This window comes from Actinomadura madurae (assembly GCF_900115095.1).
Classification (GTDB): Bacteria; Actinomycetota; Actinomycetes; order Streptosporangiales; family Streptosporangiaceae; genus Spirillospora; species Spirillospora madurae.
This window is the reverse complement of the sequence record NZ_FOVH01000004.1, coordinates 17,761-32,122: the sequence shown is the minus strand read 5'-3', so window position 1 is coordinate 32,122 and position 14,362 is coordinate 17,761. Positions and strand designations below refer to the sequence as shown.

The following is a 14,362-nucleotide window of genomic DNA, read 5'->3' as shown; positions in this document are numbered from 1 at the left end:
ACCCGCACCTTTTTGGAATCTCGTTCTAGTATGCGGTCATGGAGCCACAGGATTTCGCCGACGTGCTGAAGGCCGTCCGCAGCTTCGTCCGCGAGCAGGTCGTCCCCCGCGAGGAGGAGATCGAGGAGACCGACGCGATCCCGGAGCAGCTGCGCCGCACGTCACGGAACATGGGCCTGTTCGGGTACGCGCTGCCCGAGGAGTACGGCGGGCTCGGCCTGTCGCTGAGCGAGGAGGTGCGGCTGGTCTTCGAGCTCGGCTACGCCAGCCCCGCGTTCCGGTCCATGTTCGGCACGAGCAACGGCATCGCCGGGCAGGTCCTGGTCAACTCCGGCACGGACGAGCAGAAGGACGCCTGGCTGCCGAGGCTCGCGTCCGGCGAGGTCGTCGGGGCGTTCGCGCTGACCGAGGCCGAGGCCGGCTCCGACCCGAGCGCGCTCGCCACGACCGCGGCGCGCGACGGCGGCGACTACGTCGTCAACGGCGCCAAGCGGTTCATCACCAACGCCCCCGAGGCCGACGTGTTCATGGTGTTCGCCAGGACGGGCGGCAGCGGCTCCCGCGGCATCTCCACGTTCCTCGTCGAGAGGGGCACGGACGGCCTGAAGATCGGGCCGTCCGACCAGAAGATGGGCCAGCGCGGCGCCCACACCGCCGAGGTCTTCTTCGACGGCGTGCGCGTCCCGGCGACCGCGATGGTCGGGACAGAGGGAACCGGCTTCCGCACCGCCATGGCGTCGCTCGCCCATGGACGGCTCAGCATCGCCGCCGTCTGCGTCGGTCTCGCCCAGAGGATCCTGGACGAGACCGTCGCCTACGCCAAGGAGCGCAGCCAGGGCGGTAGGACGATCGGCGAATACCAGCTCGTGCAAGGACTCGTCGCCGACTCCCAGACCGAGCTGTACGCGGGACGCTCGATGGTCCTGGAAGCGGCGCGTGCCTACGACGCGGGCGAGGACACCAAGCAGGGACCGTCCTGCGCCAAGTACTTCTGCTCCGAGATGGTGGGACGCGTCGCCGACCGCGCCGTCCAGGTCTACGGCGGGATGGGCTACATGCGCGGCGTCGCCGTCGAGCGCTTCTACCGCGACGTCCGGCTGTTCCGCATCTACGAGGGGACGAGCCAGATCCAGCAGCTCGTCATCGCCCGCAACCTGCTGCGCTGACCAGCGCGGACACCCGGGGCCCAAACCGGTTCGCACCACACGGCCGGGCCGTGTATGGTTTCACTGCGCGAACGACGCAGGCCCCTTTAGCTCAGTCGGCAGAGCGTCTCCATGGTAAGGAGAAGGTCTACGGTTCGATTCCGTAAAGGGGCTCACGGCATACCGGCCGCCATCCGCTCGATCGGACGGCGGCCTTCGTCGTTCCCGAGGACACCGCGTCGTTCCCGGGGGACACCGCCCTGATTCGCTCGATACCGGGGCCTGTGGTACCGTCCCTCCGGTTCCAGTAGGACGTTTCGCAGCTCATCGGCACACCCGGTAACCTGGGAGACGGTCCGGCGGAACCCGCGAGACCGATTCCCTGATCCTCACCCGGGGATTTCGCGTTTCCAGGGTTCGGTGAGCATCCGGTATCCTTGCATTCCGGTCCACACCGACCATCGCGGCGGGGTAGCTCAGTCAGGCAGAGCAAGCGGCTCATAATCGCTGTGTCGCCGGTTCAAGTCCGGCCCTCGCTACTACCCATGTCTCTCACCCCCACCCCGGGGGTGAGCAGGCTGGGTCGGTAAGTTCCTTGTCCCTAGCTCAGAAAGGCACTCCATCGTGGCTGCCACCGACGTCCGGCCGAAGATCACGCTGGCCTGCCAGGAGTGCAAGCACCGCAACTACATCACGCGGAAGAACCGGCGCAACGACCCGGACCGCCTTGAGATCAAGAAGTACTGCCCCAACTGCAGGACCCACCGTCCGCACCGGGAAACCCGCTAAGGCGCAGCGCACCAGGCCCGCCGAGCGGCGCGACTTCTTCGCACGCTTGTACTGACGTGATCAGCCCGTCCTCGCACCAAGACCCGCGAGGGCGGGCTGAACGTCGTTCTGTTACCGTCCGTCCGGAGAGACGGAACCGGCGTGCTCAGGCCCTGGAGGGACGGATTGCATGGCACTCAACCGTGATTTCATCGGGCGGAGCTTCCCGCCCAGCGACCCGTACGAGGTCAGCCGGGTGAAGATCCGCGAGTTCGCGGACGCGATCGGCGACCCGAACCCGGTCTACCGCGACCAGGAGGCGGCCAAGGCGGCCGGACACCCCGACGTCATCGCGCCGCCCACCTTCCCGATCGTCGTCTCCCTCGGCAACCCCGGCCTCGCCGACCCCGACCTCGGGCTGAACTACGCGATGGTCGTGCACGGCGAGCAGCGCTTCGTCTACACCCGCCCGCTGCGCGCCGGCGACGTCATCACCTGCACCTCGACGATCACGGAGATCAAGTCGATCGGCAACAACGAGAAGATGACCGTCGAGACCGAGGTCAAGACCGTCGAGGGCGAGCTCGTGTGCACGTCCCACAACACGATCGTGGAGCGGGGGGCCTGATGACCGCCAAGGTGAAGCACGCCGACGTCGAGGTCGGCGCCGAGATCCCCGCGCGGACGTACGCCGTCGACCGCGCGAACCTCGTCATGTACGCGGGCGCGTCCGGCGACTTCAACCCGATCCACTGGCGCGAGTCCGTCGCCAAGGCCGTCGGCCTGCCCGACGTCATCGCGCACGGCATGTACACGATGGCGCAGGGCGGCCGGTTCGTGACCGACTGGGCCGGCGACCCCGGCGCCGTGGTGGACTACGGGGTACGGTTCTCCTCTCCGGTCGTGGTCCCGGACGAGGGCGGCGCGACCCTGGAGATCAGCGGCAAGGTGGAGGAGAAGCGCGACGACGGCACGGTCGTCGTGGCCCTCACCGCCCGGTCGAACGACCAGAAGGTCCTCACCCGCGCGAAGGCGGTCGTCAAGCTCGCCTGAACGCGGCGGCGCACCGGCCGGGCGTCCCCGGCCGGTGCGGGACCGGGGAGGTGCGCGGCCGGCTCGGGCGGGGGCGCGCACGGGAGGGGAAGGACGACGTGGCGGTGTTCGCCGAAGACGTGAACCTGGCCGGATACACCACGCTGCGGCTGGGCGGCCCCGCGCGGCGCTTCGTCGAGGCGACGACCGAGGCGGAGGTGGTCGCCGCGATCCGCGCGGCCGACGACGAGGGCGAACCCGTCCTCGTGCTCGGCGGCGGCAGCAACCTCGTGGTCTCCGACGCCGGGTTCCCCGGCACCGTCGTGCACGTCGGGACCCGCGGCACCGAACGCGTCGGCGCGGACGGCGACACGATCCTCGTCCGCGTCCAGGCCGGCGAGGACTGGGACCCGTTCGTCGCCCGCTGCGTCACCGACGGGCTCGCCGGCGTCGAGTGCCTGTCCGGCATTCCCGGCCGCGTCGGCGCCACCCCCATCCAGAACGTCGGCGCCTACGGGCAGGACGTCAGCGAGACGATCGTCGAGGTCCGCGCGTACGACCGGCGGGCGCGCGCCTGCGTCGCGGTCGACCGCGAGGCCTGCCGCTTCACCTACCGGCACAGCGTCTTCAAGGGCGACGACCGGTACGTCGTCCTGGACGTGACCTACGCGCTGCGCCAGGCCGAGGAGTCGCAGCCGATCGCCTACGCCGAGCTCGCGCGCAAGCTCGGCGTCGAGCCCGGCGACCGGGTCACGCTGAAGGAGGCCCGCGACGCCGTCCTCGAACTGCGCCGCGGCAAGGGCATGGTCCTGGACGCGGCCGACCCCGACACCCGCAGCGCGGGGTCGTTCTTCACCAACCCGATCCTCGGACCCGGCCAGGTCGCCGAGCTCGAACGCCGCGTCGCCGACCGCCTCGGCCCGGACGCGGCGTTCCCGCGGTACCCGGAGGCCGGCGGCCGCGTGAAGACGTCCGCCGCCTGGCTCATCGACCGCGCCGGCTTCACCAAGGGGCACGCGCGCGGCCCCGCCCGGATCTCCACCAAGCACACCCTCGCCCTCACCAACCCCGGCGACGGCGGCACCGCCGACCTGCTCGCGCTGGCCCGCGAGGTCCGCGACGGCGTCCGGGACGCGTTCGGCGTCACCCTCGTCAACGAGCCCGTGCTCGTCGGCGTGACCCTGTGACCCGGTAGGGTGGACGGAGCCGAGGGGGAGTAGTCCCAATCGCGTGATCGACATACTGGCGCCCCCATGGGCGCCCGGTCACGCGGGCCCGATCACCGATCGCGGCGGACGAGACCTTCGGCCCGGCAGTCGTGCCGGGCCGAGGTCGCGCGTGCTCGAACCCCCGCCCTCGCCCGGCCTCCGAGCGAGAGGGAACCGGTGTCCGCCTTCCTCATCAGCCTGGCCGTGATCTTCGTCGCGGAGCTGGGCGACAAGAGCCAGCTCATGGCCATGACCTTCGCCGCCCGCTTCCGCGCGCTCCCGGTGCTGATCGGCATCACCGCCGCGACCGCGATCGTCCACCTGGCGAGCGTCGCCCTCGGCGCGGCCCTCGGCGCCGCGCTCCCGACCGGCCCGATCTCCGTCCTCGCCGGCGTCGCCTTCCTCGGCTTCGCGCTGTGGACGCTGCGCGGCGACGAGCTCGACGACGACGAGCGCGACCGCGCCCGGCGCGCGACGGGATCGGCGATACTGGCCGTCGGCGGGGCGTTCCTCCTCGCCGAGCTGGGCGACAAGACGATGCTCGCCACCGTCACCCTCGCCGCCGACCACGGCGGGCTCCTCGGGCTGACCGGCGTGTGGCTCGGCTCGACGGTCGGGATGGTCGCAGCCGACGCGCTCGCCATCGTCGTCGGCCAGATCCTCGGCCGCAGGCTCCCCGAGCGGGTCATCAAGTACGGCGCCGCGGCCGGGTTCGCCGTCTTCGGCGTCCTCCTGCTGATCGAGGGCATCACCGCCTGACGGGGCGGGAACCATGGAGTCAGGGCCCTCGACCGCCGCGGGGCTCGCCGCGCAAGGGCCCGGACGGGAGTACGACCGTGGCCCTACCCGCCCCCCTCCCCCCGCCGCCCCGGCGGGTGCTCGGCACGCGGCTCCAGCTGAGCGACGAGGCCGCCGCCCGCATCCGCGAACTGATCATGGACGGCCGGGTCCGCCCCGGCGACTACCTGCGGCTCGAACGCCTCGCCCTGGAGTTCGGCATCAGCGTCACGCCCGTCCGGGAGGCCCTGAAGTCGCTGCGCAGCGAGGGGTTCGTGGTCCTGGAGCCGCGCCGCGGGTTCGTCGTCGCGCCGCTGTCGAAACGGGATGTCCAGGACCTGTTCTGGGTGCAGGCCGGCATCGCCGCCGAGCTGGCCGCGCGGGCCGTGCCGCGGATCGGCCCGGCCGCCCTGCGGGAGCTGGACGGCCTCCAGCTCGGGCTGGAACACGCCATGGCCGTGCACCGGCCCGACCTGATGGAGGACGGCAACCACCGCTTCCACCGGGAGATCAACCTCGCCGCCGGATCGCCCAAGCTCGCCTGGTCGCTCGGGACGGCGGCCCGGTACGTCCCGCGCGGGCTCTACGGGCGCCTCGCCGGCTGGCCGGGCCTCGCCGTCCGCGACCACGCGCTGATCCTGGCGGCGCTGCGGGACGGCGACCCGCGGGCGGCGGCGCGGGAGATGCGCGCCCACATCGTCCGGGCCGGGGACCTGCTCGTCGCCCACCTCGAACGCCGCGGCATGTGGAGGGAGGAGAGCACTAACGTGAAGCCATGAGCCCGAGGATGAGCGCCGGTGAACGCCGCGAGCTCGCGGTCCGGGCCGCGATGGCCGAGTTCGCCCACGGCGGCTACGACGGCACCTCCACCTGGACGATCGCCCGGCGGATCGGCGTGTCGCAGCCCTACATGTTCCGGCTCTTCCCGTCCAAGCACGCCCTTTTCCTCGCCGCCGCCGAACGCTGCTTCGACGACATCGAGGACCGGCTGGCGGAGGCCGCCCGCGGCCGGCGCGGCCCGGACGCGATGGCCGCGATGGCCGCGGCCTACCGCCGGCTGCCGCGCGAGGACCCGGCGCTCCCGCGGCTCCAGGTCAAGATCCACGCGGTCGCCGTCCGGGACGACGAGGTGCGCCGGCTCGGCCGGATCCGCTGGGCGCGGCTGTGGCGGCTCGCCGGCGACCTGTCCGGCGAGCCCCCCGAGGAGGTGGCCCGGTTCATCTCGGACGGGCTGCTGGTCAACGTCCTGGCCGCGTTCGGCGTCCCGTCCGGGCCCGACCTGCCCGGCTCGGCGGCGGCCTGGGCGGAGGGGCTGCGCGGCGTGGAGTCCTTCGCCGACCGGCCGCAGAGCTGACCCGTCCCCGCGCCGGCTATCCCTTCAGCCAGGCGTCGACCCCCGCCAGCAGCCGCCCCCGCAGGTCGGAGGGCGCGGCCGAGGCGCGGATCGACTGCCGGGCCAGCTCCGCCAGTTCGGCGTCGGAGAACCCGTGCTCGGTGCGGGCCAGGTCGTACTGGCGCGCCAGCCGCGAGCCGAACAGCAGCGGGTCGTCGGCGCCCAGCGCGATCGACGCGCCCGCCTCGAACAGCCGCCGCACCGGGACGTCCGACGCCGTCGCCACCACCCCGAGCCCCACGTTCGACGCCGGGCACACCTCCAGCGTCACGCCCCGCTCCACGATCCGCTCCAGCAGCCGCGGGTCCTCGACCGCGCGGACGCCGTGCCCGATCCGGTCGGCGTCCAGCGTCTCCAGGCACTCCCGGACGCTCGCCGGGCCCAGCAGCTCGCCGCCGTGCGGATCCGACAGGAGCCCGCCGCGCTTGGCGATCCGGAACGCCCCCTCGAAGTCGTACGCCCGCCCCCGCCGCTCGTCGTTGGACAGCCCGAACCCGACGACGCCCTTCCCCGCGTACTGGACGGCGAGGCGCGCGAGGGTCTTGGCGTCCAGCGGATGCCGCGTGCGGTTGGCCGCGATCACAACGCCGATGCCGACCCCGGTCGCCTCCGAGGCCTCCCGCGCCGCGTCCAGCACCAGCTCCACGGTCGGCGTCAGCCCCCCGAACCTCGCCGCGTACCCGCTCGGGTCGACCTGGATCTCCAGCCAGCCGGACCCCTCGGCGGCCTCGTCCTCGGCGGTCTCGCGCAGCAGGCGGCGCAGGTCGTCCGGCGTCTGGAGCACCGACCGCGCGATGTCGTAGAGGCGCTGGAACCGGAACCAGCCGCGCTCGTCGGTCGCGTGCAGCCGGGGCGGCCAGTCCTCGACGAGGGCGTCCGGCAGATGGACGCCGTGCAGCCCGGCGAGCTCCACGAGCGTGGAGTGCCGCATCGAGCCGGTGAAGTGCAGGTGCAGGTGCGCCTTGGGCAGCAGGGCCACGTCCGGGCGGGCGGGGCCGCGCGCGGGGGCGGGCTCGGCGCGGTCCGCCAGGGAAGAGTCCGGCATGGAACGGTCCGGCATGGGGTGCGCCTCCGCCGGACGGGGTGCAAGGGTACGGGCCTCCATGAGCCAATGTTGCCGGATCCGCGTCCGCTCCAAACCCCGTCCCGGCAGGATCACCACACCGGACTACCTCGCATGACACGCGATGGCCATCCCGCCCATGGGCATCTCCGAAAAAACTTTGGAATCCCGTGCAACCCCTTCCGGCGACCGTGCGTATACGAGGGGCGCCAGAGAGAGACAGGCACCCCCGCAGAGAAGTAGGGCAGAAGGGATACACCATGATCACGCTGAAGGCCGCCTTGATCGCGGCGTCCGCCATCGGGACCGTGGCCGTCGGCGGCGGCGCGACGTGGGCGATGACCGGCTCCCACCACGACGCCGGCCTCCAGTCGCAGGGCGCCAAGGCCCCCGCCGCCACCCGCCAGGTCCAAGAGGCCGCGCCGAAGACCGTCCCGACCTGCCTCCCGGCGAAGCCCGGCACGCCCAAGGTCCCCGACGCCGGCGCCAAGAAGAAGGTCGAGCAGCACCTCAAGCAGAACCCGGCCACCGGGAAGCTGCCGCAGGGGCAGCTGCCCGACGCGAAGGTCCCCGCCGCGGGGCTCCCGCAGGCCGGCGCCCCGAACACCGAGGTCCCCGGCGTGAAGGCGCCGGACGGCAAGAACCTCCCGGCCAAGCCCGGCGTGCCCGCCAAGCCCGGCGTCCCGGCGGACCTGCCCACCTGCGTGCCGTCCACCGGCGACCTGCCCGGCGCCCCGGCGACCAAGCCGGACGCGCGCGTCCCGGCCCAGCCCGCCGTGCCCGCCGTGCCGAAGCTCGACTGCAGCACGCTGAAGCCCGCGGTGAAGGTCGGCGGCGCCGCCGAGAAGGCCGTCATGCTGCCGAAGGGCCTGCGGTACGTGTCGTCCGTCCCGGGTTCCGCCGAGCTGCGCAAGCAGCAGGTCTGCGCCGTCACCCAGAAGTGGCAGGGCAAGGCCGGCCAGTGGCTCTCCGTCGAAACCCTGAAGACCCCGTCCGGCATGACGCAGAATCAGCTGCGGCAGGCGCTGAACCTGCCCGAGGGCGGTACCCCGGTCAGCGTCGCCGGGGTGGCCGGCTGGCAGAGCCCGAACGGCGGCGGCGTGCTGCTGTTCGACCCGGCCGGCTACTCGCTGTTCGTCAACGGATCCCCCGTCCTGGCCGGCAACGGGCTGAAGGACGTGGCCACCGCGCTGCGCCAGGCGCGGTAAGGGAGAAGGCGCGGGCGGACGGCTCCGGCGCGGGGGCCGTCCGCTCTCGGCACACCGATCTGCTGGAAGCGCTCTAGCCGGGACGGAGCACAGTGGGGCGTCGAGACGACGAGTCGTTCGTGGAGTTCGTGGCGGCACGCGGCGATGCCCTGCTGCGCGTCGCGGCGCTGATGTGCGGGGCCCGGCAGGACGCCGAGGACATCCTGCAGACCGCGCTGGAGAAGGCCTACCGCCACTGGGGGCGGCTGGAGGCCGGCAGCGATCCCGAGCCGTACGTCCGCCGGATCCTGGTCAACCTGGTGATCAGCCGGTCCCGGCGGTGGAAGGTGCTCCGGGAGATCCACATGGCGCGGCTGCCGGAGACGCCGGCCGCGTCCCCGAACCACGCCGTCGAACTGAGAGGGACCCTCATGGACGAGCTGCGCAAGCTCGGCCCCAGGCAGCGGGCCGTGCTGGTGCTCCGGTTCTGGGAGGACCTCTCCGAGGCGGAGACGGCACAGGCTCTCGGCTGTTCGGTCGGAACGGTCAAGAGCCAGGCATCCCGGGGGCTCGCCAGGCTCCGGGAGCGCCTCGACAAGAACCTGGCGCCACTGGGGAGCTGAGCGATGGATCTGGAGAGTGAACTGCGGAAGGCCATGGCCGAGCAGGTGGCCGAGACGTCCGCGTCGCCGTCGCTCGTCACCGACGTCAAACGGCGCCACCGGCGCCGCAGGGCCCGCGTCCACGCGGCCGCGGGAGTCGCGGCCGCCTCGGTCGCGGCGCTCGCCCTCGTACCCACCTATCAGTCGTTCCGGGCCACACCGGCCGGGAGTTCGGAGACGGCCCGTCCGACGGACACCGTCTCGGCCCTCCGGCTGCCGGAACGACCCTCCGCCCCGGGCCTCCCCGCGTCCCCGTCATCCAAGGGGAGGCCCGGGACGGACTCCTCGCCGAAGCCGGAGGCGCGGGAGTCGTCCGGCGGGGCGCCGCACAAGCCCGGACTCGGCGGCGCCGTCGGCGGGCTGCCGTCCTGGATCACCTACCTGCCGGACGGCCTGGCCTCCACCGGGCCGTGCGAGGTGAGCGGGAACGCCGGGCGCAAGACCACCACCTGCGGATGGCGCGGCGGATCCGGGTGGGTGGAGATCGCCCTGGTGAAGGGCGGCGGGCTCACCGGCCCGCAGGACCTGATGAAGTCGGCGGGCGTCCCCGGGCGCACGTCCGTCCGCGGGACGCCGGCGCTGATCGGCGACCGGCCCGGCTCGGCGCGCCAGGTCTCCTGGCTGGCGCGGCCCGGCGTCGGCGTCACCGTCACCGCGGCCGGCACCGCCCGGGACCAGCTGATGCGCATCGCCGAGGGGGTGCGCCCCTGAGACCCCGCCCCGGCGGGACGTCGCGCGGCGGAGAGGGGCCGTGCGCGGGACGTCCCGCCGGGCATCCCGGGACGGGACCCGGCGGACCCGTCCCATCGGAAACCGGCCCCGGGCGGTGTGCGCCCGGGGCCGGTCCGTACGTTCAGGGACGGTCAGCGGATCAGCTCGCCTCGGAGAGCAGCTTCGCGACGCGCGAGACGCCCTCGACGAGGTCGTCGTCGCCGAGCGCGTAGGAGAGGCGGAAGTAGCCCGGCGTGCCGAACGCCTCGCCCGGCACCAGCGCGACCTCGGCCTCCTCCAGGATCAGCGACGCCAGCTCCACCGACGTCTCCGGGCGCCTGCCGCGCAGCTCCTTGCCCAGCAGCGCCTTGACCGACGGGTACGCGTAGAACGCGCCCTCCGGCTCGGGGCACACGATGCCGGGGATCTCGTTCAGCATCCTCACCATCGTCTGGCGGCGCCGGTCGAACGCCTTGCGCATCTCCGCCACGGCCGACAGGTCGCCGGTCACGGCGGCGAGCGCGGCGGCCTGGGACACGTTCGCCACGTTGGACGTCGCGTGCGACTGGAGGTTCTGCGCGGCCTTCACCACGTCCGCCGGGCCGATCATCCAGCCGACCCGCCAGCCGGTCATCGCGTAGGTCTTGGCCACGCCGTTCAGGACGAGCGTGCGGTCGGCCAGCTCCGGCACCAGCACGGGCATCGAGTGGAACTCGGCGTCCCCGTACACGAGGTGCTCGTAGATCTCGTCGGTGACGACCCAGAGGCCGTGCTCGGCGGCCCAGCGCCCGACGGCCTCGATCTCGTCCCGCGTGTAGACGGCGCCGGTCGGGTTGGACGGCGAGACGAACAGCAGCACCTTCGTCCGGTCGGTGCGGGCCGCCTCCAGCTGCTCGACGCTCACCTTGTAGCCGGTGGTCTCGTCGGCGACGACGTCCACGGGCACGCCGCCGCCCAGCTTGATCGACTCGGGGTAGGTCGTCCAGTAGGGCGTCGGGACGAGCACCTCGTCGCCCGGGTCGAGCAGCGCCGCGAACGCCTCGTACACCGCCTGCTTGCCGCCGTTGGTCACGAGCACCTGCGACGCCTCGACAGTGAGGCCGGAGTCGCGCCCGGTCTTCTCGGCGATGGCCGCGCGCAGCTCGGGCAGCCCGCCCGCCGGCGTGTACTTGTGGAAGCGCGGCACCCTGCACGCGGTCACCGCCGCCTCGACGATGTAGTCCGGGGTGGGGAAGTCGGGCTCGCCCGCGCCGAACCCGATGACCGGGCGGCCCGCCGCCTTCAGCGCCTTGGCCTTGGCGTCGACGGCCAGCGTGGCGGACTCGGAGATCGCGGCGATGCGCTTGGAGATGCGAGGACGGTCGATGCTCATGTCCCCATCGTTACAGATCGGCCCGCGTGACCCGAGCCATATATCCGGGCCGGTCGGACGGGTCGCCGCCGCCGCGTTCCCGCCGATCTCCGGGTATCGGTTCGACGCGGGCCCCTCCGGCACGTAGACTCACCCAGCAAGTGACGCGTCGCCGGTATACGAGCCTGTCCGCACCCGGGCACCTTCGTGAGGCCGTAAGCTGGGACGCGGCACCACCCCGGCCCCGCGGCCGGGCTTTCTCCTTAGCCGGAGAACGAAGGGCAGTGGCTCAATTGGTAGAGCTCCGGTCTCCAAAACCGGCGGTTGGGGGTTCGAGTCCCTCCTGCCCTGCGAGGTGCGGTGCGCGCACTCGTGCCGGCCGCGCCACGGCGTCGCCGTGGCACTCCGCGGCACGGGACGGCGCGGCAACCACTTGGTGGTTGGATCACGACCTATGAGGTGAACGGCGGCAAATGGCGACTGAGACCGACGAGCGCGACGAGCCCGAGGCCAAGGACGAGGGCAAGACCAAGAAGAAGTCCTCCTCCGGGCGGACCTCGCCCGCGCTCTTCGTGCGCCAGGTCATCGCCGAGCTGCGCAAGGTCATCTGGCCGACGCGGCGGGAGCTCATCACCTACACGACCGTCTCGCTGATCTTCGTTCTGGTCATGGTCGCGATCGTCTCCGGCGTCGACTACGGGCTCCAGAAGGGCGTCTACGCCATCTTCGGCTGACGCCGCGCGGCCGCCGCCGCGCGCCGGGGAAAGCCCGCCGTACCATCGCAAGTCCATCACCGCAGACCGAGAGAAGAGTCACCGTGTCCGAGCCCTCACAGCCCTACGACGAGGCCGTTGACGAGGCCCAGTCCGCTGCGGCTGCTGCGGCAGACCAGGCGGCGCAGCCCGCCGACGAGGCGGCCGAGGCGGTCGTCTCCGCCGGCGACGCCGAGCCGGCGGACACGAAGCTGGAGGGCGAGGGCCCCGCGCCGGACGCGGCCGAGGGCGCCGCCGAGCTCGCCGAGTCCGTCACGGGCGAGGAGCCGGCCGAGGAGCCGGCCGAGGACGAGGAGGCCGCCGCCGAGCCTCCGGCCGATCCGTACGCCGACTTCAAGATGCAGCTGCGCCTCCAGCCGGGCGACTGGTACGTCGTGCACTCCTACGCGGGTTACGAGAACCGGGTCAAGACCAACATCGAGACCCGCACCCAGACCCTCAACATGGAGGACTACATCTTCCAGATCGAGGTCCCGCAGCACGAGGTGACCGAGATCAAGGGCGGCAAGCGCCAGAAGGTCAACGAGAAGGTCCTGCCGGGCTACATCCTCGTCCGGATGGAGCTGACCGACGAGTCGTGGGCCGCGGTCCGCAACACCCCGGGCGTCACCGGGTTCGTCGGCCTGCTGAACAAGCCGTCCCCGCTCAGCCTGGACGAGGTCGCCAACCTGCTGGCCCCCGAGCCCGAGGAGGGCGTCGCCAAGGCCGCCAAGGAGCAGGCCAAGGTCACCGCCACCGTCGACTACGAGGTCGGCGAGTCGGTCACCGTCATGGACGGCCCGTTCGCCACCCTCCCCGCGACCGTCAACGAGATCAACGCCGAGCAGCAGAAGCTCAAGGTCCTGGTCTCGATCTTCGGCCGCGAGACCCCGGTCGAGCTGAGCTTCAACCAGGTCTCCAAGATCTGACGGAGCCCCCGCGCTCCGTCTCACATAGCGGTTCCTACACGGTGGATGCGTCCCAGCCGCCGTGTTGCCCGGGTGACCGGGAGTCGGAACCACCGATAAATGGGACAAAGGGGTTCGCATGCCTCCGAAGAAGAAGGTCGCCGCGCTCGTCAAGGTCCAGTTGCAGGCGGGCCAGGCGACGCCGGCGCCGCCGGTCGGTACCGCGCTCGGTCCGCACGGCGTCAACATCATGGACTTCTGCAAGCAGTACAACGCCGCCACGGACTCCCAGCGCGGCAACGTCATCCCCGTAGAGATCACCATCTACGAGGACCGGTCGTTCAGCTTCATCACCAAGACCCCGCCGGCCGCGCAGCTCATCCTCAAGGCCGCGGGCGTGGAGAAGGGCAGCGGCGAGCCGCACAAGACCAAGGTCGGCTCGGTCACCCGCGACCAGGTCCGCGAGATCGCCACGACCAAGATGCCCGACCTCAACGCCAAGGACCTGGACGCCGCCGAGAAGATCGTCGCCGGCACCGCGCGGTCGATGGGCATCGAGGTCAAGTAAGTCACCCAGTGGGAGGGTCCGCTTCGGCCCGCACCACGAGTTCCAGTGGAGGAACGCACATGAAGCGCAGCAAGGGCTACCGCGCCGCGGCGGAGAAGATCGACCGCGAGCGGCTGTACAGCCCGGTCGAGGCCGTGAAGCTGGCCAAGGAGACCGCGGTCACCAAGTTCGACGCGACCGTCGAGGTCGCCCTGCGGCTGGGCGTCGACCCGCGCAAGGCCGACCAGATGGTCCGCGGCACGGTCAACCTGCCGCACGGCACCGGCAAGACCGCCCGCGTGCTCGTCTTCGCCGTCGGCGCCAAGGCGCAGGAGGCCGAGGCGGCGGGCGCCGACCTGGTCGGCTCGGACGACATGATCGAGCGGATCCAGGGCGGCTTCCTGGACTTCGACGCCGTGGTGGCGACGCCGGACCAGATGGGCAAGGTCGGACGGCTCGGCCGGGTGCTCGGCCCGCGCGGCCTGATGCCGAACCCGAAGACCGGCACGGTCACCATGGACGTGGCGAAGGCCGTCACCGACATCAAGGGCGGCAAGATCGAGTTCCGGGTCGACCGGCACGCGAACCTGCACTTCATCATCGGCAAGGCGTCCTTCGACGAGCGCAAGCTGGTGGAGAACTACGCCGCGGCCGTGGACGAGATCCAGCGGCTCAAGCCGTCCGCGGCGAAGGGCCGGTACGTCAAGAAGGCGTCGCTGACCACGTCGATGGGCCCGAGCATCCCGGTGGACCCGAACGCGGTCCGCAACCTGACGGCGGAGCTCGAAGAGGCCTGATCGAGCGCGGCGTCGTCGCACGCCACCGAGCAGGGCGTCCCCGGTGCGACCGGGGGCGCCC

At 72.2% G+C, this 14,362-nt stretch carries 17 protein-coding genes and 3 tRNA genes; 18 read left to right on the top strand and 2 right to left on the bottom strand.

The annotated features are described in order from the left end of the window. Positions 1 to 38 precede the first annotated feature (38 nt). From BM339_RS12945 to BM339_RS12900, 10 genes are all read left to right on the top strand, one after another. The gene (locus BM339_RS12945; protein WP_075020987.1) at positions 39 to 1,166 is read left to right on the top strand and encodes an acyl-CoA dehydrogenase family protein; all 1,128 of its coding nucleotides are present in this window, start codon (positions 39 to 41) and stop codon (positions 1,164 to 1,166) included. 80 nt (positions 1,167 to 1,246) lie between these two features. Continuing rightward, positions 1,247 to 1,319: transfer RNA gene (locus BM339_RS12940), tRNA-Thr, on the top strand. Positions 1,320 to 1,610: 291 nt separating this feature from the next. Continuing rightward, positions 1,611 to 1,684, top strand: a tRNA-Met gene (locus tag BM339_RS12935). 85 nt (positions 1,685 to 1,769) lie between these two features. Further along, positions 1,770 to 1,934 (top strand): 50S ribosomal protein L33, encoded by a 165-nt coding sequence (rpmG, locus tag BM339_RS12930; protein WP_026404241.1) that lies wholly within the window; start codon positions 1,770 to 1,772, stop codon positions 1,932 to 1,934. 169 nt (positions 1,935 to 2,103) lie between these two features. Beyond that, complete coding sequence (locus BM339_RS12925) at positions 2,104 to 2,541, top strand: MaoC family dehydratase N-terminal domain-containing protein (protein WP_021595810.1); 438 nt, start codon at positions 2,104 to 2,106, stop codon at positions 2,539 to 2,541. Next, positions 2,541 to 2,966 (top strand): MaoC family dehydratase, encoded by a 426-nt coding sequence (locus BM339_RS12920; protein ID WP_021595811.1) that lies wholly within the window; start codon positions 2,541 to 2,543, stop codon positions 2,964 to 2,966. Before BM339_RS12925 ends, BM339_RS12920 begins: the two co-directional genes overlap by 1 nt. Before the next feature lie 98 nt (positions 2,967 to 3,064). Further along, the gene (locus BM339_RS12915) at positions 3,065 to 4,132 is read left to right on the top strand and encodes a UDP-N-acetylmuramate dehydrogenase (protein WP_075021319.1); all 1,068 of its coding nucleotides are present in this window, start codon (positions 3,065 to 3,067) and stop codon (positions 4,130 to 4,132) included. 198 nt (positions 4,133 to 4,330) lie between these two features. Further along, complete coding sequence (locus BM339_RS12910; RefSeq protein ID WP_021595813.1) at positions 4,331 to 4,912, top strand: TMEM165/GDT1 family protein; 582 nt, start codon at positions 4,331 to 4,333, stop codon at positions 4,910 to 4,912. A gap of 77 nt (positions 4,913 to 4,989) precedes the next feature. Then, positions 4,990 to 5,709 carry a GntR family transcriptional regulator gene (locus BM339_RS12905; protein ID WP_075020986.1) on the top strand — a complete coding sequence of 240 codons (720 nt, stop codon included), beginning with the start codon at positions 4,990 to 4,992 and terminating at the stop codon, positions 5,707 to 5,709. Next, the gene (locus BM339_RS12900; RefSeq protein WP_063747671.1) at positions 5,706 to 6,284 is read left to right on the top strand and encodes a TetR/AcrR family transcriptional regulator; all 579 of its coding nucleotides are present in this window, start codon (positions 5,706 to 5,708) and stop codon (positions 6,282 to 6,284) included. The genes BM339_RS12905 and BM339_RS12900 overlap by 4 nt, the downstream gene beginning before the upstream one ends. A gap of 16 nt (positions 6,285 to 6,300) precedes the next feature. Here the strand turns inward: BM339_RS12900 and BM339_RS12895 are convergent, their stop codons facing one another. Beyond that, positions 6,301 to 7,368: an adenosine deaminase gene (locus BM339_RS12895; RefSeq protein WP_083597651.1), complete on the bottom strand. Its 1,068-nt coding sequence runs from the start codon at positions 7,366 to 7,368 to the stop codon at positions 6,301 to 6,303. Positions 7,369 to 7,646: 278 nt separating this feature from the next. Between BM339_RS12895 and BM339_RS12890 the strand changes: the two genes are divergently transcribed. The 3 genes from BM339_RS12890 (at position 7,647) to BM339_RS12880 (ending at position 9,946) form a co-directional block, all read left to right on the top strand. After that, the gene (locus tag BM339_RS12890; RefSeq protein WP_021595817.1) at positions 7,647 to 8,594 is read left to right on the top strand and encodes a hypothetical protein; all 948 of its coding nucleotides are present in this window, start codon (positions 7,647 to 7,649) and stop codon (positions 8,592 to 8,594) included. Positions 8,595 to 8,686: 92 nt separating this feature from the next. Further along, entirely contained in the window at positions 8,687 to 9,196 is a 510-nt protein-coding gene (locus BM339_RS12885) for a SigE family RNA polymerase sigma factor (RefSeq protein ID WP_024934194.1), read from the top strand. 3 nt (positions 9,197 to 9,199) lie between these two features. Continuing rightward, a complete protein-coding gene (locus BM339_RS12880; protein WP_021595819.1) occupies positions 9,200 to 9,946 on the top strand; it encodes a hypothetical protein in 747 nt (248 codons plus the stop codon). Between the two features lie 160 nt (positions 9,947 to 10,106). On the opposite strand, the gene BM339_RS12875 is transcribed toward BM339_RS12880, so the two are convergent. Then, positions 10,107 to 11,318, bottom strand: a complete 1,212-nt coding sequence (locus BM339_RS12875; RefSeq protein ID WP_075020985.1) for a pyridoxal phosphate-dependent aminotransferase — start codon at positions 11,316 to 11,318, stop codon at positions 10,107 to 10,109. 257 nt (positions 11,319 to 11,575) lie between these two features. On the opposite strand from BM339_RS12875, the gene BM339_RS12870 reads away from it, so the two are divergent. The 5 genes from BM339_RS12870 to rplA all read left to right on the top strand — a co-directional run bounded on the left by BM339_RS12870 (position 11,576) and on the right by rplA (position 14,301). Further along, positions 11,576 to 11,648, top strand: a tRNA-Trp gene (locus tag BM339_RS12870). A 122-nt stretch (positions 11,649 to 11,770) separates the two neighbouring features. Continuing rightward, positions 11,771 to 12,031, top strand: a complete 261-nt coding sequence (secE, locus tag BM339_RS12865) for a preprotein translocase subunit SecE (RefSeq protein ID WP_021595821.1) — start codon at positions 11,771 to 11,773, stop codon at positions 12,029 to 12,031. Between the two features lie 83 nt (positions 12,032 to 12,114). Beyond that, the gene (gene nusG, locus BM339_RS12860; RefSeq protein ID WP_083597595.1) at positions 12,115 to 12,978 is read left to right on the top strand and encodes a transcription termination/antitermination protein NusG; all 864 of its coding nucleotides are present in this window, start codon (positions 12,115 to 12,117) and stop codon (positions 12,976 to 12,978) included. Between the two features lie 118 nt (positions 12,979 to 13,096). Then, on the top strand, positions 13,097 to 13,525 hold the full coding sequence (rplK, locus tag BM339_RS12855) for a 50S ribosomal protein L11 (protein ID WP_021595823.1): 429 nt from the start codon (positions 13,097 to 13,099) through the stop codon (positions 13,523 to 13,525). 59 nt (positions 13,526 to 13,584) lie between these two features. After that, positions 13,585 to 14,301 (top strand): 50S ribosomal protein L1, encoded by a 717-nt coding sequence (rplA, locus tag BM339_RS12850; protein WP_075020984.1) that lies wholly within the window; start codon positions 13,585 to 13,587, stop codon positions 14,299 to 14,301. The last annotated feature ends 61 nt before the right edge of the window (positions 14,302 to 14,362 follow it).

Coding starts and splice junctions, on each gene's coding strand:
- BM339_RS12945 (WP_075020987.1), top strand. CDS start 39: ATGGAGCCACAGGATTTCGCCGACGTGCTGAAGGCCGTCCGCAGCTTC.
- BM339_RS12925 (WP_021595810.1), top strand. CDS start 2,104: ATGGCACTCAACCGTGATTTCATCGGGCGGAGCTTCCCGCCCAGCGAC.
- BM339_RS12920 (WP_021595811.1), top strand. CDS start 2,541: ATGACCGCCAAGGTGAAGCACGCCGACGTCGAGGTCGGCGCCGAGATC.
- BM339_RS12900 (WP_063747671.1), top strand. CDS start 5,706: ATGAGCCCGAGGATGAGCGCCGGTGAACGCCGCGAGCTCGCGGTCCGG.
- BM339_RS12895 (WP_083597651.1), bottom strand. CDS start 7,368: ATGCCGGACTCTTCCCTGGCGGACCGCGCCGAGCCCGCCCCCGCGCGC.
- BM339_RS12890 (WP_021595817.1), top strand. CDS start 7,647: ATGATCACGCTGAAGGCCGCCTTGATCGCGGCGTCCGCCATCGGGACC.
- BM339_RS12880 (WP_021595819.1), top strand. CDS start 9,200: ATGGATCTGGAGAGTGAACTGCGGAAGGCCATGGCCGAGCAGGTGGCC.
- BM339_RS12875 (WP_075020985.1), bottom strand. CDS start 11,318: ATGAGCATCGACCGTCCTCGCATCTCCAAGCGCATCGCCGCGATCTCC.
- secE (WP_021595821.1), top strand. CDS start 11,771: ATGGCGACTGAGACCGACGAGCGCGACGAGCCCGAGGCCAAGGACGAG.
- rplK (WP_021595823.1), top strand. CDS start 13,097: ATGCCTCCGAAGAAGAAGGTCGCCGCGCTCGTCAAGGTCCAGTTGCAG.
- rplA (WP_075020984.1), top strand. CDS start 13,585: ATGAAGCGCAGCAAGGGCTACCGCGCCGCGGCGGAGAAGATCGACCGC.